This window comes from Marinospirillum minutulum DSM 6287 (assembly GCF_000422325.1).
Lineage (GTDB): Bacteria > Pseudomonadota > Gammaproteobacteria > Pseudomonadales > Halomonadaceae > Marinospirillum > Marinospirillum minutulum.
Window position 1 is genome coordinate 324,898 of the sequence record NZ_AULO01000011.1, and the last position, 25,381, is coordinate 350,278.

26 protein-coding genes, 1 other RNA gene and 1 pseudogene are annotated in these 25,381 nt (G+C 44.4%); 8 read left to right on the forward strand and 20 right to left on the reverse strand.

Features of this window, described 5'->3' with window-relative positions:
- Positions 1-6: 6 nt before the first annotated feature.
- From H571_RS0106850 to dmeF, 4 genes are all read right to left on the reverse strand, one after another.
- A complete protein-coding gene (locus tag H571_RS0106850; protein WP_027848649.1) occupies positions 7-1,224 on the reverse strand; it encodes a 2-oxo acid dehydrogenase subunit E2 in 1,218 nt (405 codons plus the stop codon).
- 11 nt (positions 1,225-1,235) lie between these two features.
- Positions 1,236-2,213 (reverse strand): alpha-ketoacid dehydrogenase subunit beta, encoded by a 978-nt coding sequence (locus H571_RS0106855; protein WP_027848650.1) that lies wholly within the window; start codon positions 2,211-2,213, stop codon positions 1,236-1,238.
- The gene (locus H571_RS0106860; RefSeq protein WP_027848651.1) at positions 2,210-3,397 is read right to left on the reverse strand and encodes a thiamine pyrophosphate-dependent dehydrogenase E1 component subunit alpha; all 1,188 of its coding nucleotides are present in this window, start codon (positions 3,395-3,397) and stop codon (positions 2,210-2,212) included. The genes H571_RS0106855 and H571_RS0106860 overlap by 4 nt, the downstream gene beginning before the upstream one ends.
- Positions 3,398-3,551: 154 nt before the next feature.
- Positions 3,552-4,529, reverse strand: a complete 978-nt coding sequence (dmeF, locus tag H571_RS0106865) for a CDF family Co(II)/Ni(II) efflux transporter DmeF (protein ID WP_027848652.1) — start codon at positions 4,527-4,529, stop codon at positions 3,552-3,554.
- Positions 4,530-4,724: 195 nt separating this feature from the next.
- On the opposite strand from dmeF, the gene metG reads away from it, so the two are divergent.
- Positions 4,725-6,782, forward strand: a complete 2,058-nt coding sequence (gene metG / locus H571_RS0106870) for a methionine--tRNA ligase (protein WP_027848653.1) — start codon at positions 4,725-4,727, stop codon at positions 6,780-6,782.
- 19 nt (positions 6,783-6,801) lie between these two features.
- Here the strand turns inward: metG and H571_RS0106875 are convergent, their stop codons facing one another.
- Together H571_RS0106875 and H571_RS0106880 are read right to left on the reverse strand one after the other, a co-directional pair.
- Positions 6,802-7,566: an SIR2 family NAD-dependent protein deacylase gene (locus H571_RS0106875; RefSeq protein WP_027848654.1), complete on the reverse strand. Its 765-nt coding sequence runs from the start codon at positions 7,564-7,566 to the stop codon at positions 6,802-6,804.
- A 22-nt stretch (positions 7,567-7,588) separates the two neighbouring features.
- Positions 7,589-8,344 (reverse strand): EI24 domain-containing protein, encoded by a 756-nt coding sequence (locus H571_RS0106880; RefSeq protein WP_027848655.1) that lies wholly within the window; start codon positions 8,342-8,344, stop codon positions 7,589-7,591.
- A 198-nt stretch (positions 8,345-8,542) separates the two neighbouring features.
- On the opposite strand from H571_RS0106880, the gene H571_RS0106885 reads away from it, so the two are divergent.
- The gene (locus H571_RS0106885) at positions 8,543-9,922 is read left to right on the forward strand and encodes a class II fumarate hydratase (protein WP_027848656.1); all 1,380 of its coding nucleotides are present in this window, start codon (positions 8,543-8,545) and stop codon (positions 9,920-9,922) included.
- Between the two features lie 103 nt (positions 9,923-10,025).
- On the opposite strand, the gene H571_RS0106890 is transcribed toward H571_RS0106885, so the two are convergent.
- On the reverse strand, positions 10,026-10,229 hold the full coding sequence (locus tag H571_RS0106890) for a cold-shock protein (protein WP_027848657.1): 204 nt from the start codon (positions 10,227-10,229) through the stop codon (positions 10,026-10,028).
- 222 nt (positions 10,230-10,451) lie between these two features.
- Complete coding sequence (locus H571_RS0106895) at positions 10,452-10,913, reverse strand: YaiI/YqxD family protein (RefSeq protein ID WP_027848658.1); 462 nt, start codon at positions 10,911-10,913, stop codon at positions 10,452-10,454.
- Between the two features lie 79 nt (positions 10,914-10,992).
- Here H571_RS0106895 and H571_RS0106900 point away from each other — a divergent pair, with 79 nt between their 5' ends.
- On the forward strand, positions 10,993-11,460 hold the full coding sequence (locus tag H571_RS0106900; protein WP_027848659.1) for a flavodoxin family protein: 468 nt from the start codon (positions 10,993-10,995) through the stop codon (positions 11,458-11,460).
- Between the two features lie 40 nt (positions 11,461-11,500).
- Here H571_RS0106900 and ffs read toward each other — a convergent pair.
- The 6 genes and pseudogenes from ffs to H571_RS0106925 form a co-directional block, all read right to left on the reverse strand.
- Positions 11,501-11,597, reverse strand: an RNA gene (ffs, locus tag H571_RS15815) — signal recognition particle sRNA small type.
- A 128-nt stretch (positions 11,598-11,725) separates the two neighbouring features.
- On the reverse strand, positions 11,726-12,301 hold the full coding sequence (locus tag H571_RS0106905; protein WP_051168201.1) for a DUF1415 domain-containing protein: 576 nt from the start codon (positions 12,299-12,301) through the stop codon (positions 11,726-11,728).
- A 27-nt stretch (positions 12,302-12,328) separates the two neighbouring features.
- Positions 12,329-12,460 (reverse strand): annotated as a pseudogene (locus tag H571_RS15905) (YaeQ family protein); the annotation flags it as partial.
- Positions 12,461-12,497: 37 nt separating this feature from the next.
- A complete protein-coding gene (locus tag H571_RS15820; RefSeq protein ID WP_027848661.1) occupies positions 12,498-13,160 on the reverse strand; it encodes a glutathione S-transferase in 663 nt (220 codons plus the stop codon).
- A gap of 6 nt (positions 13,161-13,166) precedes the next feature.
- Positions 13,167-13,505 (reverse strand): MliC family protein, encoded by a 339-nt coding sequence (locus tag H571_RS16010; RefSeq protein WP_027848662.1) that lies wholly within the window; start codon positions 13,503-13,505, stop codon positions 13,167-13,169.
- 34 nt (positions 13,506-13,539) lie between these two features.
- On the reverse strand, positions 13,540-14,418 hold the full coding sequence (locus H571_RS0106925; RefSeq protein ID WP_027848663.1) for a mechanosensitive ion channel domain-containing protein: 879 nt from the start codon (positions 14,416-14,418) through the stop codon (positions 13,540-13,542).
- Positions 14,419-14,552: 134 nt separating this feature from the next.
- Between H571_RS0106925 and H571_RS0106930 the strand changes: the two genes are divergently transcribed.
- The 4 genes from H571_RS0106930 (at position 14,553) to H571_RS0106945 (ending at position 19,326) form a co-directional block, all read left to right on the forward strand.
- A complete protein-coding gene (locus tag H571_RS0106930) occupies positions 14,553-16,058 on the forward strand; it encodes an aldehyde dehydrogenase (RefSeq protein ID WP_027848664.1) in 1,506 nt (501 codons plus the stop codon).
- A gap of 15 nt (positions 16,059-16,073) precedes the next feature.
- Positions 16,074-17,069: a response regulator gene (locus tag H571_RS0106935; protein ID WP_027848665.1), complete on the forward strand. Its 996-nt coding sequence runs from the start codon at positions 16,074-16,076 to the stop codon at positions 17,067-17,069.
- Positions 17,062-18,060, forward strand: a complete 999-nt coding sequence (locus H571_RS0106940; RefSeq protein WP_036217806.1) for a sensor domain-containing diguanylate cyclase — start codon at positions 17,062-17,064, stop codon at positions 18,058-18,060. The genes H571_RS0106935 and H571_RS0106940 overlap by 8 nt, the downstream gene beginning before the upstream one ends.
- Positions 18,061-18,150: 90 nt before the next feature.
- Positions 18,151-19,326 carry an RNA-guided endonuclease InsQ/TnpB family protein gene (locus H571_RS0106945; protein ID WP_027848667.1) on the forward strand — a complete coding sequence of 392 codons (1,176 nt, stop codon included), beginning with the start codon at positions 18,151-18,153 and terminating at the stop codon, positions 19,324-19,326.
- Positions 19,327-19,387: 61 nt separating this feature from the next.
- Here the strand turns inward: H571_RS0106945 and dbpA are convergent, their stop codons facing one another.
- The 3 genes from dbpA to H571_RS0106960 form a co-directional block, all read right to left on the reverse strand.
- Positions 19,388-20,770 carry an ATP-dependent RNA helicase DbpA gene (dbpA, locus tag H571_RS0106950; protein WP_027848668.1) on the reverse strand — a complete coding sequence of 461 codons (1,383 nt, stop codon included), beginning with the start codon at positions 20,768-20,770 and terminating at the stop codon, positions 19,388-19,390.
- Between the two features lie 99 nt (positions 20,771-20,869).
- On the reverse strand, positions 20,870-21,796 hold the full coding sequence (locus H571_RS0106955) for an electron transfer flavoprotein subunit alpha/FixB family protein (RefSeq protein ID WP_027848669.1): 927 nt from the start codon (positions 21,794-21,796) through the stop codon (positions 20,870-20,872).
- On the reverse strand, positions 21,796-22,545 hold the full coding sequence (locus H571_RS0106960; RefSeq protein ID WP_027848670.1) for an electron transfer flavoprotein subunit beta/FixA family protein: 750 nt from the start codon (positions 22,543-22,545) through the stop codon (positions 21,796-21,798). The genes H571_RS0106955 and H571_RS0106960 overlap by 1 nt, the downstream gene beginning before the upstream one ends.
- Positions 22,546-22,873: 328 nt before the next feature.
- On the opposite strand from H571_RS0106960, the gene H571_RS0106965 reads away from it, so the two are divergent.
- Positions 22,874-24,526 (forward strand): electron transfer flavoprotein-ubiquinone oxidoreductase, encoded by a 1,653-nt coding sequence (locus H571_RS0106965; protein WP_027848671.1) that lies wholly within the window; start codon positions 22,874-22,876, stop codon positions 24,524-24,526.
- A gap of 68 nt (positions 24,527-24,594) precedes the next feature.
- Here the strand turns inward: H571_RS0106965 and ppnP are convergent, their stop codons facing one another.
- The 3 genes from ppnP to H571_RS0106980 form a co-directional block, all read right to left on the reverse strand.
- On the reverse strand, positions 24,595-24,879 hold the full coding sequence (gene ppnP / locus H571_RS0106970) for a pyrimidine/purine nucleoside phosphorylase (protein ID WP_027848672.1): 285 nt from the start codon (positions 24,877-24,879) through the stop codon (positions 24,595-24,597).
- Between the two features lie 24 nt (positions 24,880-24,903).
- Positions 24,904-25,194 (reverse strand): type II toxin-antitoxin system RelE/ParE family toxin, encoded by a 291-nt coding sequence (locus H571_RS0106975; protein ID WP_027848673.1) that lies wholly within the window; start codon positions 25,192-25,194, stop codon positions 24,904-24,906.
- On the reverse strand, positions 25,182-25,381 hold a 200-nt coding region (locus H571_RS0106980; protein WP_027848674.1), incomplete at its 5' end, for a type II toxin-antitoxin system Phd/YefM family antitoxin. The genes H571_RS0106980 and H571_RS0106975, both read right to left, overlap by 13 nt.

Here is a 25,381-nt window from a genome sequence, read left to right on the forward strand (position 1 = left end):
GTCAGCTTAACTTAGCTCCGCCAGCATTCTGGCTGGCTTTTCTAGGTAGCTTTTCCATAGATTACAAAAGTGCGCCAGGGTTGCACCGTCAACAACGCGATGATCTGCTGACCAACTAATATCCATGATTAAGCGTGCTTCTACTTCACCTGCCACATTAAAACGTGGCAGCTTATGCATCCGCCCTAAAGCCACAATAGCCACTTCTGGCTTATTAATAATCGGCGTAGCAACTGTACCGCCTATAACGCCAATATTAGAAATGGTTATTGTGCCGCCCTTCATGCTAGCTGGTGGTAAACGCACTTGCCGCGCCAGCTCAGTTACCTGAGTTATTTCAGCCGCTAACTCTCTTAAAGTTTTGTTTTGTACCTGTTTTATATTGGGTACTAGCAAACCTTTAGCACTAGCCACTGCCATACCTATATTAATATCGCTTAGGTAAGTTAGCTGGGTGCAATCTGCATTCACCTGGCTATTTAAAATTGGGAACTGTTTAACCGCTAAAGCCAGTGCTTTCATAATAAAAGGCATCAGGCTCAGTCGCTGACCTGCTTGCTCAAATTCAGGTTTAAGTTCTTGACGTAGTGCTTCTAGCTCAGTTACATCAATGGATTCAGCATAGGTAAAATGTGGAATACTGGAATAGGCTGCCTGCATTTGTTTGGCCATAGCCGCTTTAATGCCAGTAATCGGTTCGGTTCGATTAACGGCTGGGTTTACAGGCTGGTTTACAGACTGAGCCACTTGTGTTTGCTGATAGGGTAAAAGGTCTTCTTTAAGCACTCGCCCCTCTTTACCGCTACCAGCTACTTGGTTTAGGTCTAACTCTAACTCTCTGGCTATACGTCTGACCGCTGGGCTGGCTAAGGCTTTGGCATTGCTACCCAGGGGTGTTTGATCATTAGTTTTTGCTTCAGGCGCTTTCTGTTCTTCAACTTGTGCCGTTACAGCTTCTGCTGTTCCTGTATTAGCAGCTTGTTCACCTGCCACTTGAATTTCAAACAGTGGCTGACCCACCTTGGCTATTTCCCCTTTTTTCCAATAGTGCTTGGTAATGATTCCCGTATGCATAGCGGTAATTTCAACTAAGGCTTTGTCGGTCATTACATCAGCTACGGGTTGATCTTCTTCAACGGCAGCACCTTCAGCTAAATGCCACTCAACCAGTTCACACTCAACGATGCCTTCACCAATATCTGGCAGAATAAAATCGATTTTCATTAGTTATCTCCTTAAAAATCCATGCTGGATTGAATGGCATCTAGGGTGCGTAAAGCATTAGGGAAGTATTCTTTTTCTAATGCCAGTGGGAAGGGTGTATCCCAACCAGTCACCCGCAAGATGGGAGATTCAAGATGAAGAAAGCAGGCTTCTTGCAAACTCGCTGCTAGTTCGGCACCAAAGCCGCTAGTTTTGGGTGCTTCATGGTTAATAATTAAACGGCCTGTTTTTTTAAGGGAAGCAACTAAAGTGGCTTTATCCCAAGGCAACAGGGTACGCAAATCTATCACTTCACAAGAAATGCCTTTTTCTGCCGCTAAATCGGCTGCTGCTTCAATTACTTGTACCTGAGCACCCCAAGCCACCAGAGTAATATCTGTGCCTTCTCTAACCACTTCTGCTTTACCTAAGGGTAAAAGATAATGCTCATCTGGTACTTCACCTGTAGAAGCACGGTAAAGCTTTTTAGGTTCAAAAAATAATACTGGGTTGTCATCAGCTATTGAAGCTAATAATAAGCCTTTGGCCTGATGTGGATTGCGTGGTATTACCACCTTTAAACCCGGTGTATGGGTAAAATAAGCTTCGGGGGATTGGGAATGGTACAAGCCACCGTTAATGCCGCCACCATAAGGAGCACGCACCGTTAAGCTGCCCACATTAAACTCGTTGCCTGAACGGTAACGGTACTTAGCAGCTTCGTTTACTAGCTGATCAAAAGCTGGAAAAATATAGTCAGCAAACTGAATTTCAGCAACTGGTACTTGTTTTTGTGCGGCTAACCCTAGAGCAAAGCCAATAATGCCTTGTTCGGTTAAAGGGGTGTTAAAGCAACGACTCTTACCAAACTTTTCTTGTAAGCCACTGGTTGCACGAAAAACCCCACCAAAAGCACCCACGTCTTCACCAAAACATAACACCCGCTCATCTTGCTGCATGGCAGTTTCTAGACTTGAGTTAACGGCTTGGAGTAAATTCATTTTGCTCATTTAACTAGCCTCCCTGCGGTTGCTGGATAAGCCGTTGGATTGCGTAAAATATGCGCTTTGGCTTCTTCAAGCTGTTCTTCTAAATGCCAAGGTAGCTCGTCGTAAACATCACTGAACAGCGTATCTAAAGCAGGTTTAGGTAACTTTTCAGCCTTTTTCATGGCTTCTGCTACTTGCTTTCTGTGCTTGGCAAGGCTGGCTTCATCTTCTTCTTGGCTCCACCAACCCTGTTTAATTAACCAGTTTCTAAAACGTGCCACAGGGTCTTGTTCTTGCCATTTGCTTTCTTCTGCTTTGCTTCGATAACCACTCGGGTCATCTGAGCTAGAGTGAGCGCCTAAACGGTAGGTCATGGCTTCAATTAAAATAGGCTGGTGTTCTTCTAGGGCTATTTTTCGAGCTAAACGCGTTGCCTCATAAACGGCTAGAGCATCGTTACCATCGACCCTTAAAGTTTTAATACCATAGCCAGTACCACGGCTGGCAATGCCATCACCAGCAAATTGTTCATGCGCTGGGGTTGAAATGGCATAACCGTTATTACGACAAAAGAAAATAACCGGTGCTTTTAAAACCGCAGCCATATTTAAACCTGCATGGAAATCACCTTCTGAAGCAGCACCTTCTCCAAAATAACAAATCACTACTTGGTCTTTTTTATCCTGCTTTAAACCATAGGCATAACCTGTGGCTTGCGGAATTTGCGTGGCCAAAGGGGAAGAAATAGTGACGTAGTTAAGTGCTTTAGAACCATAGTGCACCGGCATTTGTCGGCCTTTGCCTAAATCCAATTCATTGGCAAAAATTTGGTTCATAAACTGATCAACACTAAAGCCTCGGTAAGCCAAAGCGCCCTGTTCACGGTATTGAGCAAAAATAGTATCTTCTGGCTTAAGCGCCGCAGCACTACAAATATCTGCCGCTTCTTCACCTATTTCTGTCATATAAAAGCTAATACGCCCCTGGCGTTGCGAGGCGAGCATTCGCTCATCTAGGGCGCGTATAAATAAAAAAGTATCGTGAATTTTTAAAGCTTTTTCTTTAGAAAGGTCTGGGGCTTTAGCTGTGGGGTAAAGCTCACCCTTTTGTTGCAAGAGACTAAAAGTGGGAATCGCTGATGCCTTAGGGTCTAAGAAATCAGGCTGATAAACCTGCTGGTGAAACAGACTGCGCTGGTCACTCATAAGATCACCTACTCAGTTACTTTATTGTTTTTTAAACCCTGCCGATTGTGTCAGCTAGGTTTACCGGAAGGCGAGAAGATCATTCCCACCCTAAGCTTGTAACTTGTTGCTTCAATTCAGATTAACAGCATTGGTATTTTTTTGACAAGCCTCTTCAAACAGGAAAATCGCATACCTCACAAATATATACTTCAATTACTGGGTGGTGTAAGCTAGATAAATGCTTCAGTTGTTCTTTGTAGGCATCGGGCGAAGTAGGCAAGTGGTTGACTAGGCTAGCGGTTAAAGTCCACGCCCCTTGCCCGACTGACCAAAGGTGTAAATCCATCACTTGTGTGCCTTCTACCGCATTTAAGTGCTTTAAAACATCGGCTCTTAATTTTTCAGGTGCTTCAGCATCTAACAAAATAGCACCGGTTTGGCGCAATAAGCCCACCGCCCAGCGCAACACCACTAACGAAGCAACCAAGGCAATTACTGGGTCTAGCCATAACCAACCCCACAACCAAGCGGCAATTAAACCTAAAATCGCTGCTACAGAAGTAACAGCATCGGCAATAACATGCACCAAGGCGGCTTTTAAATTGTTGTCCTGCGAAGCGCCGTGATTATGCTGGTGACCGTGATCATGGCTGTGGCTAGTATTATGGCTATGCCCCTGACAAGCCTCTTCACTACCGGCTAACAGCCAAGCCGATAATAAGTTAATTACCAAGCCTATGACTGCCACTAACAAAGCTTCTTTAGCCATCAAGGCTTGGGGGTTAAGCAGGCGATTAATCGACTCAAATACTAGCCAAACCACTGAAACACCTAAAAACAAGGCGCTGGTGTAAGCAGCTAGGTCGGCAATTTTACCGCTGCCTAGGCTTAAGCGCCTGTCTTTGGCATGGCGGCGTGAAAAATAATAAGCCGCAGTAGCCAAACCTAGCGCCAGCGCATGACCGCCCATGTGAATACCATCGGCCAACAATGCCATAGAGCCGGTTATCCAACCGCCAAAAATTTCTGCCACCATGGTTACTAGGGTTAAAAGGGTGACAAATAAGGTTCGCTGCTCAGCTTTGCGCTTTTTACCCTGCCCAAAGTCGTGGGCTAAATGTAGCTTCTCTGCTGTTGTACAAGCCTGCATATTTTTATCCAAGCAACACCTCAAGAAAAAATAGCTAAAGACCTAAAACTTAAGTCTAATCGGTTAATTCCACCATTAAGAATGAAGACACCTTATATTTCAAGCAGTTCACTGGTGCAGACAAGATAAAAAATCGCTAAGATAGAGCCATTATTTTTATACCTCATTTATGCTTATCAAGAATTCAGGAACCCCATGCCCCAACAACAGCCCACCCAACGCAAAATACTGGTTACCAGCGCTTTACCCTATGCCAACGGCCCTATTCACCTAGGCCACCTGCTGGAATACATTCAAACCGATATCTGGTCACGCTTTCAAAACAGCCGTGGCAACCTGTGTACCTTTGTTTGTGCCGATGATGCCCACGGTACTGCCATTATGCTGCGTGCTGAACAGGAAGGTATTACACCTGAAGAGCTAATTGATCGGGTGAGAATTGAACACCACGAAGATTTTAAAAACTTCCACATTCATTTTGATAATTACCATTCCACCCACTCAGAAGAAAATCGCTATTTTTCAGAGCTAATCTATACCCGTTTACGTGATGCTGGGCACATTGCAAGGCGTGACATAGAGCAGATGTTCGACCCAGAAAAAGGCATTTTTCTAGCCGACCGTTTTATTAAAGGCACCTGCCCAGAATGCAAAGCAGATGACCAATACGGCGACAACTGTGAAAAGTGCTCGGCCACCTATTCGCCCACAGAACTGATTAATCCACGTTCTGCCATTTCAGGTGCAACGCCAGTTTTAAAAACCTCTGAACACTACTTCTTTAAACTACCCGATTTCCAGCAGTTTTTAGCCGAATGGACGCAAGATGGCCGCCTGCAAGATGAAGTCGCCAACAAGCTAAAAGAATGGTTCAGCATTGATTTGCAAGAATGGGATATTTCCCGTGATGCGCCCTATTTTGGTTTTGAAATTCCTGATGCGCTGGGTAAATACTTCTACGTTTGGCTAGATGCCCCGATCGGTTATTTAGCGAGTTTTAAAAACCTGTGTGACCAGCGTGATGACTTAAACTTTGATGACTACTGGAAGCCAGATTCAACTGCTGAGGTTTATCACTTTATTGGTAAAGACATTGTTTATTTCCACGCCTTATTTTGGCCTGCCATGTTGCAAGGTGCTAATTTCCGCACGCCCAACAGCGTTTACTGCCACGGCTTTGTAACGGTCAATGGCGCTAAAATGTCTAAATCACGCGGCACTTTTATTAAAGCCCGCACCTATTTAGACCATTTAAACCCTGAGCACCTGCGCTACTACTTTGCTGCCAAGCTCACCAGCCGTGTTGATGATTTAGACCTTAACTTTGAAGACTTTGTTTTCCGTGTGAACTCTGATTTAGTCGGCAAACTAGTCAACATTGCCAGCCGCTGTGCTGGTTTTGTTAAAAAAGGCGGCGGTGTATTAAGCAAAATGAGCGAGCCAGCACTTTACCAGCGTTTTGTAGATGCTGGTGAAAGCATTGCCGCTGATTACGAACGCCGTGAATTTGGCCGTGCTATGCGTCAAATTATGGAGCTGGCCGATGAAGCCAATACTTGGATAAACGACCAAGCGCCTTGGGTGGTTGCCAAGCAAGAAGACCAAGCTGCCCAAGTGCAAGGCATTTGTTCTACCGGTATTAACCTTTTCCGTGTGCTGATGGTTTATTTAACGCCTGTGTTGCCTGCCATGTCTAAAACCACCGCTGACTTTTTGAAAGTCGACAGCATGGATTGGCAGAGCCGTATTCAGCCGCTAGAAGACCATGCCATAGAAACTTTTAAGCCTATGATGCAGCGGGTTGACGATAAACAAATTGAAGCCTTGCTAGAAGCTAGCCGCGAAGATGTGGCCAAAGAACTGGCTTTACAGGCGGGTACTGAAGAAGCCGCTCAGGAAGATGGCCCGCTACAAAAAGAGCCTATTGCTGCTGAAATTAACTTTGATGATTTTATGAAGGTTGATTTACGCATTGCCAAAATCATTAAGTGTGAAGCCGTTCCTAAGGCGAATAAGCTACTGAAACTCACCCTAGATTTAGGTGGCGAAACGCGCACAGTTTTCTCAGGTATTAAAAGTGCTTATAAACCAGAAGAATTGGAAGGCAAGCTAACCGTGATGGTGGCGAACCTTGCCCCCCGCCAAATGAAGTTTGGTTTGTCGGAAGGCATGGTATTAGCCGCTGGCGATGGTAGTGAGATTTATATCCTAGAACCGCACGAAGGCGCACAGCCAGGTATGCGGGTGGTTTAGTTATTTCTAGCCAAAAATACTAAGAAGCTTGCCAAGCCTCAACCTGCTTCAGCAGTTGGGGTAGCAAGCTTCCTGCTTTACCCACTAGGCTAAATTCTTTACTTCCTTCAACATCAATCGCTTCGGGGTTAATGTGTGCCACCCAAGCACCTGCTTCAACGGCTAATACTGGCAATTGCGCCGCTGGCTGCACTACCCCTGAAGTTCCTATCGACAAGAAACAATCGCAGTTCTCAGCCGCTGCAAAAGCTGCGTCTAATTCTGTTTCAGGCAAGGCTTCCCCAAACCAAACCACGCCGGGGCGCACTGGGTCGCCACAGGCTTTACAAGGAGGCGGTGTAATGGCCTGTTCTTCATCCATTGCAGGCACACCTTCAAAAACATAAGGCTTCGCACAAGTAAAACAACGTGGCTCAAAAATACTGCCATGCAAATGCAGCGCCCCTTGGCTGCCTGCCCTTTCATGCAAGTCATCCACATTTTGCGTAATTAGCGTTAGCTTAGGTACTTTTTTAGTCAGTTGAGCAATCGCCAAATGCGCAGGATTAGGCTCTATTGCTAACAATAACTGCCGCCGCCACTCATACCAACCCCAAACCAAGGGCGGATCTTGCAAAAATGCTTCGGGAGTTGCTAAGCGCATAGGGTCAAAGTTCGACCACAGGCCAGTTAAAGCATCCCTAAAGGTTGGCATACCACTTTCAGCCGACACCCCAGCACCAGTAAAAACAACCAAATGCTTCGCTTCTGCGACGGCTTTAACAACTTCTTTAGGCAGTTGCATTATTTCTGCTCCTTTAAATGAATTAGTTTACTTCCCTTGCTTTATTGCTCAGCATCCAGTGAGCTAAAAAAATCACTCCAATTATGGGTATAAAAAAACTAACCAAAGGCAAAATAGTAGCAGAATATAACAGCATTAAGCCTAAAGTTGGCGTGGTTAGCCAAATAGAACGCACCCGCTGAAACTCTGGTTCACTTAAAATGACCTGACCCACATCTAGCACCAGCGCATAGCGGAAAAACAAAAAGCCCAAGAACCACAGCCAGACAATATTCACTAAAGGAATAAATAATAACGGAAGCCCTAAAAGCAGTAGCAAAAGCAACAGAGCACCATAACCCAGCATTTTTATTAATAAACCAAAAAAACTACCGTGGCCTTGGTAATCAATAGCTGGGTAATGAATATCCCTTATGGCTTTAATCAGGCTATCGGTCATAAAAGCAGTAATCATCATCGCTAAGAGCAAAACCAGATAACTGCCTAGCAAAAGACCAACCACGCCCACCATTAAAGTAAACATGAGCGTAACAGCCCAAACCAACAGACCACCCACCAAGGGAATGCCAGCAACCCACTGTTCAGCCTGCGTTGCTGTTTCATTAAACTCGACAACATAAGCGTTTTGAGTTATCCAATCGCCCGTTAAAAATAGTGCTAAAAAGCCATAACCCATTAAAGACACTAAGGCCATAGAAATTAGAAAGGGCAAAAACAACCGCCACAAAATAGCGGGGTGCTTAAGGTCGAGTAGCGTTTTCCAAAGTAAAGGTAGCATTTGTTGATTCACCCTTTAGATATAAGAATCTATAATTTGAACACAAGCCCTTAAAGCAGGCAATTTAATGCCTAAAATACCAAAAAAAGGCTATTAATCGGCATTATATTGCTTATTTAAATAATGCCTTACTCTTTTGCTTGGCTTGCTCTAGACTAACTAGGTAAATGCGATTAATTATCAAAAGGTTCAACTATTATGACTAGTTTACGTATAGAAAAAGACAGCCTTGGCGAAATCGAAGTGCCTGCTAAGGCGCTGTATGCCGCACAAACTCAACGTGCAATTAACAACTTTCCTATTAGTGGGCAACCCCTGCCAGAAAGCTTTATTCGTGCTTTATTGTTGGTAAAAATAACCGCCGCTAAAGCTAATGCACAATTGGGTTTAATTACCCCAGAAATGGCTGAAGCCATCGAAGAAGCAGCTGATGTGCTGCTAGCCGATGACGATTTGATGCGTCACTTCCCCATCGACATTTATCAAACCGGCTCTGGCACTAGTAGTAATATGAATGCCAATGAGGTGTTAGCTACCCTAGCAACACGTATTTTAGGCCAGACCGTTAGTGCTAATGACCATATTAATTGTAGCCAAAGCAGTAATGATGTGATTCCTACCGCCATTCATTTAAGTGCGGCATTATTATTAAATGAAAGCCTATTACCAGCACTGAAGCATTTAGAAACAAGTTGCTTAGAAAAATCTAAAAAAGTTGGCCACTTGGTTAAAACGGGACGTACGCATTTAATGGATGCCATGCCAGTGACTTTGGGGCAAACACTAGGTAGCTGGGCTGCACAAATTCAACAAAACATTGAACGCCTAACGAACCTTCAGCCACAAATACAAAGTTTAGCCCAAGGCGGCACAGCGGTAGGTACTGGTATAAATGCTCATCCTGAATTTGCTGAACGCTTTTCTGCACTATTAAGCGAACAAACTGGGCTTAGCTTTAAACCCGGTAATAACCTTTTTACTTTGATAGGTTCGCAAGATACCGCTGTTGCTTTATCTGGCATGTTAAAAACCACCGCAGTTAGCCTTATGAAAATCAGTAATGATTTACGCTGGATGAATTCAGGTCCCTTAGCGGGTTTAGGTGAAATCGAACTCGAAGCTTTACAGCCTGGTTCTTCGATTATGCCTGGTAAAGTAAACCCAGTTTTACCCGAAGCAGTGGCTATGGTGGCTGCTAAAGTGATAGGCAATGACGCTAGCATTGGTATTGCGGGGCAGTCGAGTAACTTTGAGCTGAATGTGATGCTGCCACTGGTTGCTGCCTGCTTAATTGATAGCTTAGAGATTCTTAGTAGCGCCAGCAGACTTTTGGCAGATAAAGCCATCAGTAGCTTTAAAGTAAATACAGCTCAGCTAGAAGCAGCCTTAGCTCGCAATCCAATTTTGGTGACTGCGCTTAACCCTTTAATTGGTTATGAAAAAGCCGCACAACTAGCCAAACAAGCTTATAAAGAAGGTAGAGCAATAATTGATGTAGCAGCAGAGCAGACAGATATTTCACGAGAAGAACTAGCAGTGTTGCTTGACCCAGCACGCCTAACGCAAGGCGGTGTGTAAGGCTACCAGTGTTGACTACTAAATAGCAGGCATAAAAAAACCCACCAAATAAGGTGGGTTTTTAAGCAGCTAACTAGTTAAAAACTAGTTGAACTCTAAGTTATTAGATAACTTGGATGTTCGCAGCTTGCTTGCCTTTAGGACCAGTGGTCACATCAAAGGAAACTTTCTGATTTTCTGCTAGAGACTTGAAGCCTGAAGATTGAATTTCAGAGAAGTGAGCAAATAGGTCGTCGCCGCCATCATCAGGAGTAATAAAGCCAAAACCTTTAGTGTCGTTAAACCATTTTACTGTGCCGTTAGCCATTTCGATAATACCTTAAAAAATTAAATTCAGAACTGTTAGGAATGATTTCCAAAGCTCAATGTTGCGGGAATCAAGATAGGCCTAATCAAGGACTGGGGTTACCGAAAAAATAAAGCTAATGCTAAACTTCGATCACAGTACTTCAAAACACTTATTACTACCTTGCAACCAACGAATTGAATAGTGCGCCTATCCACAACTTAAGTCAACCACTATCTTACTTTACTTCTTCTGACGTAAGTAACGGGTTAAAATTCTATCTAGCTGATTAGAAAACTCTCGTCTATCTGCCTGACTTAAAGCAGCAGGCCCGCCCGTTTGAATACCGCTACTGCGCATCGTATCCATAAAGTCGCGCATATTCAGCCGTGCTTTAATCGTATCTAGGGTGTAAAGCTCGCCTCTGGCATTCAGTGCCAAGCCACCTTTTTCAATCACTTCAGCCGCTAAAGGAATGTCGCTAGTTATTACTAGATCCCCTGCTTCAACCCTACGCACTATTTCATCATCGGCCACATCAAAGCCTTGCATCACCTGAATAGCACTAATCCATTCTGAATTCGCTGGTACACGTGAAGGTTGATTAGCCACCATAATTAGGGGAATTTTTACCCGCTCTGCCGCTTTAAATAAAATTTCTCGCAGCACGCCAGGACAGGCATCTGCATCCACCCAAATTTTCATTCACTTTCCTAAGTTAAGCTGAAACCTAATTAATTGCTGCTATTCTACTACAAGTGTCTACTTTTTAAGGAGTTTTATCATGGCTAAAAAACAACTGCTTATTGTTGCTCATGCGCCCTCGCCCAATACTCAAGCTTTGGTTGAGGCTCTACTGAAAGGTTCACAGCATTCAGATATTGAAGGCGTTTCTAGCCACTGGATACCGCCTTTAGAAGCCACACCCGAAGACGTGCTAGCCGCTGACGGGATTATTTTAGGTACTACAGAAAACTTAGGCTATATGAGCGGTGCGTTAAAAGATTTTTTTGACCGTTGCTATTACCCAGTACTAGAAAAGAAGCAAGGTTTACCCTGCGCACTTTATATACGTGCTGGTTTAGATGGCACAGGCACACGCCGCGCAGTAGAAAGCATAGTCACTGGCTTGCGCTGGAATTGGGTACAAGAACCTCTCACCCTTAAAGGCGAGTGGCAAAGCGAGTTTTTGGAAAGGGTTGAAGAGCTAGGCTTAACGATGGCGGCTGGTTTAGAAAATGGGATTTTCTAAATTCTTTGGAACAGATTCTTAAAGTCTAAATGGAGATGGCCCCTACCAGCCACATCCCGGCACACAGCTCCATCATTACCGTTGCTCCCTTCCGGGCCTGGCGGGGTTCATGATTTCGTGTTGCGGGAGGACCAATAAGGGCCACCACAAATACTTACTAAAAACTGCAACCTATTACTGCTTGATTGCGGGCAGCATACTAACAAGAGTAACCAGCCTTGGCAAGACCCAAGTAAGAAAAGACTGAAAAATCAAAGGGTCGTAATCAGTTTTTGTAACAGGATTTTAATAAGGCTTGTAACTTTTCACTTCCTAACTCATTCATTAAGGCAATATTGCGTTCTGGAATTTTATTCACATCAGGATAGCTGGCTATTGCACGCTCTAGGCTTTCTTCGCGAATTAGATGCAATACCGGATAAGGCGAACGGTTAGTATAGTTTTCTGCATCTTCTGGCTCAGTACCACCAAACTGGTAATCAGGATGAAAACTAGCTATCTGATAAACACCTTCTAAACCCATTTCAACTAAGAGGTGGTCTGTAAAATTTAAAAAATCATTGAAGTCGTAAAAATCTTGCAACACTTCAGGATGAATCAACAAAGTGGTTTCAATGGAGGGGTCTGAATTTAACAACTCTAATTCAGCCTGTAGAAGAACTAGCAATTCTTCTTCTGTGGTTACCTCAGTACTAATAAAGCGTACACGGTCTTTTACTAGCTCACGCTTGGCAAAAGGGCAGAGATTCATACCCACCACTAGGGTATCAACCCACTGGCGCACCGCTAAAATAATGGATTCATCCTTGGCGGGTTCGTTAACTTTAAGCAGTGCTTTCATTTGTCTTCCAGTTGGTTAGTTATAAAATTAAGCTAGTTCAGTAACAACTAGCTGGCACTCTTGTTCACCTGCCGTAACATAAACCGTATCGTCACTAATACTTAGCGACCAGCTCATCGTTCGTTCAGCAAAACCAGCCAAGACTTGAATTTGGCTCCAATCAAACTGATAACCTTAGGGTTCATAGCATAAGCATTTAAATGAGTGGCCTTGGAAATATTAAGGGTGCATCGCCTTCCTGCCAGGGTTGAAACTTAACCATAGTAAGCTGAAACAGAGGATGTTCTAACCAGTCTTTTAGCCACTTGTGTAGCTTGGGGTAAGGCAAGCTGTAAAACACTTCTCTGTCAACATGAGCAAACTGGCGTACAAAAGGCATAATGCCTAAGTCAGCAAGGCTAGGGTTATCGCCCAGTAAGTAGTGATGTTTGGCTAGCAGGCTTTCTAATAGCTGCAAAAATACCTCGCCTTTTTGCCGGTAATCTAGCTGGGTTAGCTCTGGGTAACGATCAGCGTATTTATAACGGTCTAGCCAAGGCTTAAATTCATTATCGTTTTTATCAATCAGTGCCTTGGCTCTGGTTAAATGCCTAGTCAATAACCCTTGTGGATCTTGCTGGGCTAGTGCCCATTCCAATATTTCTTTACTTTCTTCTATAACACTTCCCTGACTCGTCTTAGTTTCCGCTAGGACTAAAACAGGGACAGTAGCCTTGGGGCTAACAGCAAGTAGCTGTGCAGGCTTATTTTTTAAGGCAATTTCTCGTAATTCAACTTCAAGCCCAGCAAACAAAATACCAAGCCGAGCTCGCATAGCATAAGGACAGCGGCGAAAAGAATAGAGGCAGGGTAAAGACACGTTTAATTACTCAACTCGACAGGTTTCTAGAAGATCGCCTGTCTGACTTTTTTGATGTAGAAAAAGTGTTCCAGCTGCGCCTTTTCCCTGCCCTTTAGTCCACCAAACCAAGTCATCGTTTACATAACGTGAACCACTAGCAGCTACACTAATATTCATATAATGCTGCTTGCCCTTGTATTCAATAATTGCTGATTCAGTCGAAGGGTAACTTGCCTCTACCACTTCTCCACTTTCGCACTGATAGCTATAAATTTTTGCGGGTGTTTCGCTAGTTAAGGAACTGCTAGCACAAGCAGCTAAAAACAATGTTTGAACTAGCAACAAAGGTAAAAAAAATCTCATACAAGCCTCTATTTTATATAGTAAAAAACTTTAACTAGGATTGTAGCGCATCCTGCGCTAGTTTTTCTGCGGGCAAGTAATCCTTCTCAGCAAAGACTTCCGTTAAAATCGACTGCTCTATAAAGCTTTTTTGGGAGGCATTGGCTGGTACCCGAACAATTAAATGCACCTCTTCTGCATCAGGGAACTGCAAAGTAACTCTTGGGTCAACTGTCGGTACTTCTAAACCACGCTGGGTCGCCACCCTTTGCATGTGGCGACGTATGGCTTCCAAGTTATGAGCACAGTGTTTGGTTGCTGCTGCTAACAGGGCTTGTTGGGCTGCTCGCCAATTATCTTCGCGCATAAAAGGTACTGTAAAGGCATGGAGAACATAGTCATGGGTAAAGCTTTCGTTAATCACCGGCTCAGAAACAAACAAGGCATTGGGTAATACAATCATTCGCCCTGTGCGCTGATGGGTTAGCTTACCTGGCCCCACCTCTAAAATAGTTGTGGCAAGCAAATTTTGATCTATTACATCCCCTCTAAAGTCTTTTACCTGAATACGATCACCTATATCAAAAGAACGCGCACCTGTTTTTAGTAGGCTACCAGTAATGCACATAATTAATTCTTTGGTTGCCACCACAAAAGCAACGGCTATAGCCACCACAGAAAGTGCAAGGGTACGCAGTTCTTCGCCCCAAATCATAAACAACCCCAGCAGGGTTAGTAGTAATAACCCATTTCGAGATTGGACTAACCATTTTCGTCGTAAATCAGTAGAATTCACACTACGACGTATAAGCCGATTCGCCAAGGCACGTAACACCAGCATGGAAGTAATTAAAAACAAGGTGCTGGCAAGTAACCGAGTTAATTCGTGAGAAACTGGAAAATTTTCAAACCAACTTATTAGAGATTCCAACATGGGTGTATTACTTCCTTTAAGCTTCTAACAAAAACCGTTAATTTAAAGTAGCATTAGATTTAGACCATTCAATACTAGAGTTTATGCCACTCACTACTAAGCAGAAAGCATTAAAACAGTTCAATGAGGCCAAAATGAATAAAAAGAAACATCCAACCCGTGAAGACTGGGAAAAACTTGCTGCAGACCTAACCTTCCCCCACCAAGCCTTTATTGGGGGTGAATACCTAGACGCTTTAAGCGGAGAAACCTTTGCTTGTGAAAGCCCCATTGATGGCCGTATTTTAACCCAAGTTGCCAGCTGTGATACTGCTGATGCAGACCGTGCCGTTAAAGCGGCTCGCACAGCGTTTGAATCGGGCGTATGGCGTGATTTACCACCCGCCAAGCGTAAGCAAATATTGCTTAAATTTGCAGATCTAATAGCAGCGAATAAAGATGAATTAGCCCTCCTAGAAACCCTAGATATGGGTAAACCTATACGTTTTTCCAGTAGCGTTGATGTGGGTGGCACTGCACGTGTCCTTCGCTGGACAGCCGAAGCTATAGACAAGGTGTACGGTGAAGTTGCCCCAACACCCGCCAACCAAATTGGCATGATTACCCGTGAAGCTGTGGGTGTAGTTGTTGCTATTGTACCTTGGAACTTCCCTTTATTAATGGCTAGTTGGAAGTTTGCACCTGCCCTAGCTATGGGTAACTCGGTTATTTTAAAACCTTCTGAAAAATCCCCTTTAACGGCTTTACGCATTGCAGGCTTGGCAAAAGAAGCGGGTATTCCTGATGGTGTATTCAATGTACTGCCTGGCTTTGGTACTAAAGTTGGCAAAGCACTAGCACAGCACATGGATGTAGACACCCTTGCTTTCACTGGCTCTACAGCCGTAGCTAAGCAACTCATGGTTTATGCTGGTGAATCCAACATGAAACGGGTTTGGTTAGAAGCCGGTGGCAAAAGCCCTAATATTGTTTTTGCCGATGCACCCAATTTAGAAAAAGCAGCAGAAGCAGCAGCCCAAGGCATGGCTTTTAATATGGGGCAAGTGTGCACCGCAGGTACACGTTTATTAGTAGAAGCCAGCATTAAAGATGCGTTTGTTGCTTTAGTAAACAAAGCCTTAACTAAATGGCAGCCAGGACACCCACTAGACCCCGCCACTTTAAACGGCGCAATTGTTGATAAGCAGCAGTTAACTAAAGTTTTGGGCTATATCGAAAAAGGTCAGCAAGAAGGTGCTCATTTATCGGCTGGTGGCGAACAGCTTTTTGAAACCAGCGGTGGTTATTACGTACAACCAACCGTTTTTACTGAAGCTAAAAACACTATGCAAATTGCAGCAGAAGAAATTTTTGGTCCGGTACTCAGCGTACTAACCTTTGACACCATGGAAGAGGCAATTACTCAAGCCAATGCAACGGTTTACGGTTTGGCTGCTGCGGTTTGGACAGCAGATCTAAACAAAGCCCATAAAACAGCAAAAGCCTTAAGAGCCGGTAGTGTATGGATTAATAACTACGATGGTGGCGATATGACTGCACCCTTTGGTGGTTACAAACAGTCGGGTAATGGACGCGATAAATCTTTACATGCCTTTGATAAATACACTGAAATAAAAGCAACTTGGTTGAGCTTAGAATAAAAAGGTATTAAATCAATGACATTACCGGTAGTTATTTGTGATGACTCAGCGCTAGCACGTAAGCAGCTAGCCAAGTCTTTGCCTGGTGGCTGGGATATCAGCATTACTTTTGCCAATAATGGGCAAGAGGCAATAGAAGCCATTAAACAGGGAAAAGGTGATCTATTATTTTTAGACCTTAATATGCCGGTAATGGATGGCTATGAAACCTTAGAAGTTATCCGCCGTGAAGATTTATCTAGCCTAGTGCTGGTAGTTTCTGGTGACATTCAACCCGAAGCCAAAAAGCGCGTTATGGCTTTAGGTGCTTTAGACTTTATAAATAAACCCATTAACTCAGAGCTCGTCACTAGTATTTTGCTGAGCTACGGCATTATTAGTGATAGCCAACCACAAAACCCCACTGAACTAGCCCGCTTTGATGACCAACAGCCTGACTTAACTGACCTAGTGCAAGAAGTTGTTAACGTGGCTATGGGGCAAGAAGGCAAGCAGCTAGGCGAGCTTCTAGGAACTTTTGTTCACCTACCTATACCTAGGGTGCATTTGCAGCCTTATCAACTCCTACCTAGCTTAATTAGCACTCGTCAGGCACTTACCTATTCAGGTGTTTCGCAAGGTTTTATAGGCTCGGGCATTGCAGGCGAAGCTATTGTTATTATCAGCACAGACAACCTACCTGTTCTAGCTAAATTGATACCTACAGGCCAACAGGGTTTACAAGCCAGCGAACTAGAAATTCTAACCGACTTAGCGGGTTTACTTGCAGGCGCGTGTTTAAAGGGTATTTCACAGCAATTAGACGTGCAATTTAGCCTAGGTCACCCTACCTTACTGGGGCAACATACAGAATTACACAGGCTGTTAGGTGATAATCAACAACAACAGGTTTTAGCGATAGATTTAGACTACCAACTACCCGATAAAAACATTCAATGTGATTTACTACTGGTTTTTACTGAAGATTCTTTACCCGCTTTAACAGAACGCATGGGATGCTTAAATGAATAAGCCAGAACAACAACCACCTGAAATTGCTGACTTTTACTGGATGCTGCAAATGCTACAAACGGTAGACGTAGGCCTCGTTATTTTAGAACGTGATTACCGCATTAAACTGTGGAATGGCTTTATGGAAAACCACAGTGGCATCACCAACAAGCAATTAATTGATAAAGAAATCTTCAGTATTTTTCCTAACCTACCTAGAACTTGGATAGAGCGTAAGGTTGAGTCGGTTTTTAAACTGGGCAGCCCAGCCTATTCAACATGGGAACAACGTCCGCATTTATTTCCTTTTAAAAGCTACCGCCCTTTAACTGGGCACTCAGAACGCATGTATCAAAACATTACTTTCATGCCTTTGCTTGACCCTAGCCGTAAGGTTAATCAGGTGTGCTTACTGGTTTATGATGTAACAGAAAGCGTTACCAGCAAATTACAGCTTGAAGAAGCCAATATTCAGTTAGAAAAACTTAGCCGTACCGATCGCTTAACAGGCTTAAACAACCGTGGCTATTGGGAAGAGTGCTTACAGCAGGAATATAGACGCAGCAAACGTGCCAGCGAGCTAGGCAAGGTAGAATCTAGCTTAATTATTTTTGATATTGACCATTTTAAACCTGTCAACGACACCCACGGCCACCTTGCGGGCGATGAAGTGATTAGAGCCGTTGCTAAATGCCTAAAAGAAACAGCTAGAGACACAGACTTTGCTGGCCGTTATGGTGGTGAAGAGTTTGTATTACTGCTACCCGATACAGGTGTGGAAGGTGCTTTAGGTGTTGCTGAACGGTTAAGAACAAAAATTCAATCTTTAGTGGTCAAGCACGAAGATTTAGAGTTAAACGTTACCGTAAGTCTTGGTATATGTGATTTCACCCCCGAGCTAGACAGTTTTAACCTATGGTTGGAAAGGGCTGACCAAGCGCTTTATCACTCCAAACACCAAGGCCGTAACCAATCGAGTGTTTGGAGTAAAGACTTAGCAACCCCCGCGTAAACCCTCGCCCAATCGGGCGGGGATATAAGCGGATGACTGCGTAGCAGTCATGGGTTGCTGGTCGCAGCGATCACTGGCATTATATACAGCATGATCAAAGCCACAAAAGTACGCATTTATCCCACACCTGAGCAGGCGGAGTTTTTAAACCGCCAGTTCGGTGCTGTGCGCTTTGCGTACAACAAGGCTTTGCATATCATCAGCAGTCAGTACAAGCGTCATGGCACCAAGCTGAATGCCAAAAGGGATATGAAACCCTTGCTGGCCGTGGCGAAAAAGTCTCGCAAATATCACTGGCTCAAAGGCTTCGATTCTATTGCGCTTCAGCAGGCCGTGATCAATCTTGATAAGGCGTTTAACAACTTCTTTGATCCCAAGCTGCCTGTGCGTTACCCCAAGTTCAAGCGCAAGCACGGCAAGCAATCCAGCTATCACTGCATGAGTGTCAGTTGTGGTGATGACTGGATCAAAATCCCGAAAATGGGGCCGATCAAAGCGCGAATTCATCGCAAGGTTGAGGGCAGGCTGAAAAGCATCACCCTGTCTCGCACCGTGACGGGTGAATACTATGCCTCGCTGCTGCATGAGGATGGTGCAGAGGCTCCAGCACCCATACAAAGTCTCGATGAATCCGCAGTGCTGGCTCTGGATATGGGTTTAACGCACCTGGTCATTGACTCTGGAGGCAAGAAAACTCCGAATCCACGTTTTTTGAAGAAAGCCAGCGCGAACCTGCGCCGTAAGCAAAAAGCCCTGTCCCGCTGCAAAAAAGGCAGCAAAGGTCGTGCAAAAGCCCGGTTACTGGTGGCTAAAGCCCATCAGCGCCTGACCAATACCCGTGCTGATTTTCAGCACCAGCTGTCTCGAGCGATTGTTGACGAAAACCAAGCGGTGATTGTCGAGACATTAAAAGTCAAAAATATGCTGAAGAACAGAAAACTGTCCAAGCATATTGCCGATGCCAGTTGGACGGGCTTGATCCAGAAGCTGGAATACAAGGCCAAAGAGCAAGGCAAGCACCTGATCAAGATTGACCAGTGGTTTGCCAGCTCGAAGACCTGCTCTTGCTGCGGACACAAGCTGGATGATTTGCCGTTAACCATCCGTCAATGGCAGTGTCCAGCCTGCTCAGCACAGAATGATCGAGACATCAATGCCGCATTGAATATCAAGGCGCAGGGTATTTTGAAATTAAAGGCCGAAGGACTGTCGGTTTCTGCCAATGGAGGCAAGCGTCAATCTGGTCACGCACCAGTTGCTGCCTGAGAAGTTGGAAGCCTCGCCCGTGGCGCTTTAGCGCTAGGGCGGGGAGCAGTCACAAAATTAACTAAAGCAAACGGGCTCGAAAACTACGCCCTTTAAGCTTGCCTTCACTCATTAACTTTAAAGCTTGTTTAGCAATTTTACGCTCTACTGCTACAAAAGTGCGTCTAGCTGTGACGTTAATCTTGCCTATTTGCGCTCCTGCTAGCTGCTGTTTAGCAGTTAACGCACCTAGAATATCCGTTGGACGTAGCTTGTCTTTTTTACCACCATCAATCAACAGGGTTTGCATTAAGGCGCTATTAGGCTGCTTTTGTAAGGCCTTTTCATCAGGCAAGGGTTCTGCCATTAGGCTTTGCTGTAAATAGTCTGCCAAAGCGGCTAAGCGGAACTCCTCGGCAGCGCTGTAAAGTGTACAAGCAATGCCCTGCTCGCCTGCCCTGCCAGTACGACCCACACGGTGAACATGCACTTCTGGGTCTAAAGAAAGCTGATAGTTAAACACCATATCTAAAGCGGCAATATCTAAGCCACGTGCTGCTACATCGGTAGCAACCAAAATACTAATACTTTTATTGGCAAACTGAACCAAGGTTTGGTCACGGTCTTTTTGTTCCATATCGCCATGCAAGGCTTGGGCGCTAAAACCTAACTGGCTTAAACCATCCGCTAGGTCTTGGGTTTCTTTGCGGGTAGTACAAAAAATCACGCTCGATTCAGGTGCATAGTGCAACAGCAGTAAACGCAGTGCTGTAAAGCGTTCAGCTTCGTTATTAAGCTTATAAAAATGCTGCTGAATACTGCTAGCGGCATGGCTAGCTTCCACTTTAATTTGCTGTGGGTCGTTTAAAAAACGTTTAGCTAAACTGGCAATTTTATCTGGAAAGGTTGCGCTAAATAACAAGGTTTGGCGCTGTTGGGGTAATTGTTCAACAATAGCATCCAACACTTCTTGAAACCCCATATCTAACATGCGGTCGGCTTCATCAAGCACCAGCATATTGACGTTTTCTAGGTTTAAATTACCTTTATTTAAGTGATCATCAATACGTCCTGGTGTACCCACAATAATGTGTGCGCCATGTTCTAACGAATGCGCTTGTGGACCAAAGGGTTGCCCACCGCAGAGGGTTAAAACTTTAACATTGTGCATCCCACGCGCTAAACGGCGAATTTCTACAGCCACTTGGTCGGCTAGTTCACGGGTTGGGCAAAGCACTAGGGTTTGAATTCTAAAGCGCTCTACCTCTAGCTTTTGTAAAAGCCCTAACCCAAAAGCTGCCGTTTTACCTGAACCTGTCTTGGCTTGAGCAATCACATCTTGCCCTGCCAATATTTTGGGTAAAGCAGCCGCTTGAATCGGTGTCATTTCATTGTAACCTAGCGTGGTTAGGTTACTTAAAAGTTCAGACTGTAAAGCAAGGGAAGCAAAAGCGTTAGTGGTCAAAGCAGCACCTAGAAAAATAAATTAAAAAAAAGAAAGACCAGCCGGTTAGGGCTGGTCTTTTAGTTTACAGCAATTGTTCTTCAGCTAAAGCAAATAAACTTATAGCTGTTGTTCTAGTGCTGGAACTGCATCAAACAAGTCAGCGACTAGGCCGTAATCAGCTACTTGGAAGATAGGTGCTTCTTCGTCTTTGTTGATAGCAACAATAACTTTAGAGTCTTTCATACCTGCCAAGTGCTGAATCGCACCTGAAATACCAGCAGCAATGTAAAGCTCTGGTGCAACTATCTTACCCGTTTGACCTACTTGCAAGTCATTAGGAACATAACCAGCATCGACAGCTGCACGGGTTGCACCCACAGCGCCACCGAGTTTGTCAGCTAGCTTGTAGATAATGTCGAACTTCTCAGCACTACCCACGCCACGACCACCAGAAACAACCACCTTAGCAGCGGTAAGTTCAGGACGATCTGAAGCAGCCAGCTCTTCGCTAACAAAGCTAGACAAGCCAGCATCGGTTACTTCTGCAATTGCTTCAATACTAGCAGAGCCAGTAGCAGCTACTGCATCAAAAGAAGTACCACGTACCGTGATTACCTTAATGGCATCTTCACTTTGTACAGTAGCTATGGCATTACCTGCATAGATAGGACGCTTAAATGTATCTGCGCTTTCTACTGAGATAATTTCAGAAATTTGTTCTACATCTAACAAAGCAGCAATGCGTGGCATAAAGTTTTTACCGTTGCCCGTTGCGCCCGTTAAAATGTGCGTGTAGTTCTTACCTAGGGTTGCAACTAAGGCTGCGGTGTTTTCTGCTAGCTGGTTAGCATAGACAGCGTTATCAGCTACTAGTACTTTGCTTACGCCTTCTAACTTAGCGCCAGCTTCAGCTGCTGCTTGGCAATCAGCGCCAGCAACTAAAAGGTGAATATCGCCACCAATGGCTTTAGCCGCAGCAACTACGTTAGCAGTAACAGGAGTTAGATCAGAATTATGATGATCAGCAATCACTAAAATGCCCATTAGACCACCTTCGCTTCGTTTTTCAGTTTATCAACCAGCTCTTCAACGCTGCCCACTTTAATACCTGCAGAACGCTCTGCTGGTGGCTCTACTTTCAAAGTTTTCACTTTAGAAGCCGTGTCTACACCATAATCAGCCGGTGTTTTAGTATCCATTGGCTTCTTTTTAGCTTTCATTATGTCTGGAAGCTTAGCGTAACGTGGCTCATTCAAGCGTAGGTCAGCACTAATAACCGCTGGCAAGTTAATATTAATGGTTTGCATACCACCATCAATTTCACGTTCTACCGTTGCTTTACCGTCTTCAACAACCAACCCAGCAGCAAAAGCACCCTGAGAGAAACCTGCCAGTGCAGCAAGCATTTGCGTGGTTTGGTTGTTATCAGTATCTATCGACTGCTTACCCATCAGAATAATCTGTGGCTGCTCTTCTTCAGCTACTTTAGCCAAAATTTTGGCAACTGCTAAAGAACTCAGTTGCTCGTCGGTTTCAACTAAAATACCGCGATCAGCACCCAGTGCCATAGCAGTACGTAGCTGTTCTTGAGCATTTTTTGGCCCAATAGAAACTGCAACCACTTCAGTAGCTACACCCTTTTCTTTTAAGCGAACTGCTTCTTCTACAGCAATTTCACAAAAAGGGTTCATGGACATTTTAACATTAGTCAGATCTACACCTGACTGGTCCGCTTTAACACGAACTTTGACGTTGTAATCAACGACACGTTTAACAGCAACAAGAACCTTCATAGATTCTCCGTTTTCTCAGTGGTTGAACAGACAGACCTAGATTGGCCTGCCACCTAAAAATTTGTATAACAAGTAAATAATGACTGCAATGATGCTTTCAGTCAAACTTCACCTTAAACTGACGAGTCACTTATTTATGACTATAATGTCGGCTTTAAGGTTACCCTGCTACCGCTTAACTTTACTAGGCACACTTTACACTTAATTTGCTTAAGTTAGGTGTTAGTTAAAGTCTTTATTTTAGCCAGCTATTGACCAAAAGCAAACGACCGTTTTAAATACACTCTATCCGAGTGTAAAAAAGATAACAAGCCTGAGGAGACAAGCTATGGAACGCGATTCTATGGATTTTGATGTACTTATAGTGGGTGCGGGTGTTGCCGGCCTATCTGCAGCCATTCGCCTGAAGCAACAAGCCAACGAAGCGGGCCAAGAGCTAGAAGTTTGTGTCGTTGAAAAAGGTTCAGAAGTAGGTGCACATATTTTATCCGGTGCCGTTATTGAACCCCGTGCACTAAATGAACTCATTCCTGACTGGAAAGAAAAGGGTGCTCCGCTAAAAACTGAGGTAACAGAAGATCAGGTTTTCCTCTTCCGCAGCGAAACCAAAGCATCTAAGTTACCTAACTTTGCTGTACCTAAAACCATGCACAATGATGGCAACTACATTATTAGCTTGGGAAATTTAACCCGCTGGTTAGGTGAGCAAGCAGAAGAACTAGAAGTTAACGTTTTCCCCGGCTTCCCCGCCGCTAGTATTATTTATGGTGATAAGGGTGAAGTTCAAGGTGTTATCACCGGTGATATGGGTATTAGTGCTAAGGGCGAACAAAAAGACAGCTTCACCCCTGGTATGGAACTTAAAGCCAAATACACTCTTTTTGCTGAAGGTGTTCGCGGTCATTTAGGTAAAGAGTTAATTGCTAACTTTAAGTTAGATGAAGGCAAAGATGCCCAGCATTACGGTATAGGCATTAAAGAGTTATGGGAAATAGACCCAGCCAAACACAAACCTGGCCTAGTCGTTCACGGCTCTGGCTGGCCGCTACCTAAAGATACCGGCGGTGGTTTCTTCTTGTACCATGATGAAGACAATCAGGTAGAAGTTGGTTTAATTGTTGACCTTTCTTACTCTAACCCCTACTTATCACCCTTTGATGAGTTCCAACGCATGAAACACCACCCAGTTCTAAAGCAGTATTTAGAAGGGGGTAAGCGTATTTCTTTTGGTGCTCGCGCTATTACCAAAGGTGGCTACAACTGCCTACCCAAAATGACCTTTCCAGGCGGCCTATTAATTGGTTGCAATGCTGGTACGTTGAACTTTGCCAAAATTAAAGGCGTTCACACTGCAATGAAGTCAGGCATGGTTGCCGCAGAAAGTGTGTTTGAAGCACTTAAAGCAGGCGATGAAGGTGGTAAAGAACTGACTAGCTATACAGACAAGTGGGAAGCAAGCTGGGCTAACACCGAGCTAAAAAGCTGCCGTAACTTCGGTCCTGCTATGCACAAGTACGGTACTTTCTTGGGTGGTGCATTTAACTTTATCGACCAAAATATTTTTGGTGGAAAAATGCCCGTTACCCTGCACGACACCACGCCTGACTATGCAATGTTGAAGCCAGCCAGTGAGTGCACCAAAATTGATTACCCTAAGCCTGATGGCGTATTAAGTTTTGATAAGCTGTCTTCTGTCTTCTTATCCAACGCTGTTCACGAAGAAGACCAGCCAGTGCACCTGCGTTTAGCTGACCCAGATTTACCCATTCGCGACAACCTACCGAAATACGACGAACCAGCACAACGCTACTGCCCTGCAGGCGTATATGAAGTAGTTGAAGATGAACCGGGTAAACCTAAGTTCCAGATTAACTTCTCTAACTGTGTGCACTGTAAAACCTGCGATATTAAAGACCCAGCCCAGAACATTACTTGGGTAACACCTGAAGGTGGTGGCGGTCCTAACTATCCTAATATGTAATTATTTACCCTTCAGCGGTGAAAATAAAAGGAGGCCTCGGCCTCCTTTTTGTTGTTTTAAGTTAGGGGTTAATCCATATAACGGCAAAGGTAAGCGCTCTGCTCTTCTACCTTTACTTGAAAAGAACTATTGGCTGGCACATTAAAACTTTGGCCTTTGTTAAAAGTACGCAAAGCAGGATCACCAGGCAACTGTACTTGCAAGCTACCCGATACTACTGACATTTCTTCGTCTTTAGTTGTCGAAAATTCGTACTCACCCGCTTCCATAACACCCATGGTTAAAGAGCCTTCATTGTTAGTTAAAGCAATAGACTTTACTTGACCGTCAAAATACTCATTTACTTTCAGCATGCTAGTAGCTCCGTAGATGTTTTATTAGCACCACTTATTACTTGCTGCACTATACTGATGAACCAGCTCAATGAGAACTCGCTGATCATCCTCACGATAAAAAATGCGACACGGTGGAACCACTACCTCCCTGTATACTGAATTAGGGAGTTCTGGAGGAATCCGTCCGGATTGGGGAAAATCTTCCAAACGCTCGGTCTTATCGAAAACTTCCTGGACCAGATGACTTGCGGCAACAGGATTATCCAGAGCAATGTACTCAGCTATGGCATCCAGTTCTTGAAGGGCAGGCTCCGTCCAGATTACTTCAGCCATTTACTCATTTTCTCCCTGGCCTCACTTTGGCTGTACGTTCTTCCCTCAAGTACAGCACGCTCTCCCCGTGATAGCCCCTCAAGCAGCTCAAGTCGGCGCTGCATAAACTCATAATCCTGCACATCGACAAGATATGCCGATGGCTGACCATGCTCCGTGATCAGTATCGGCTCCTTAGACAAGTGCA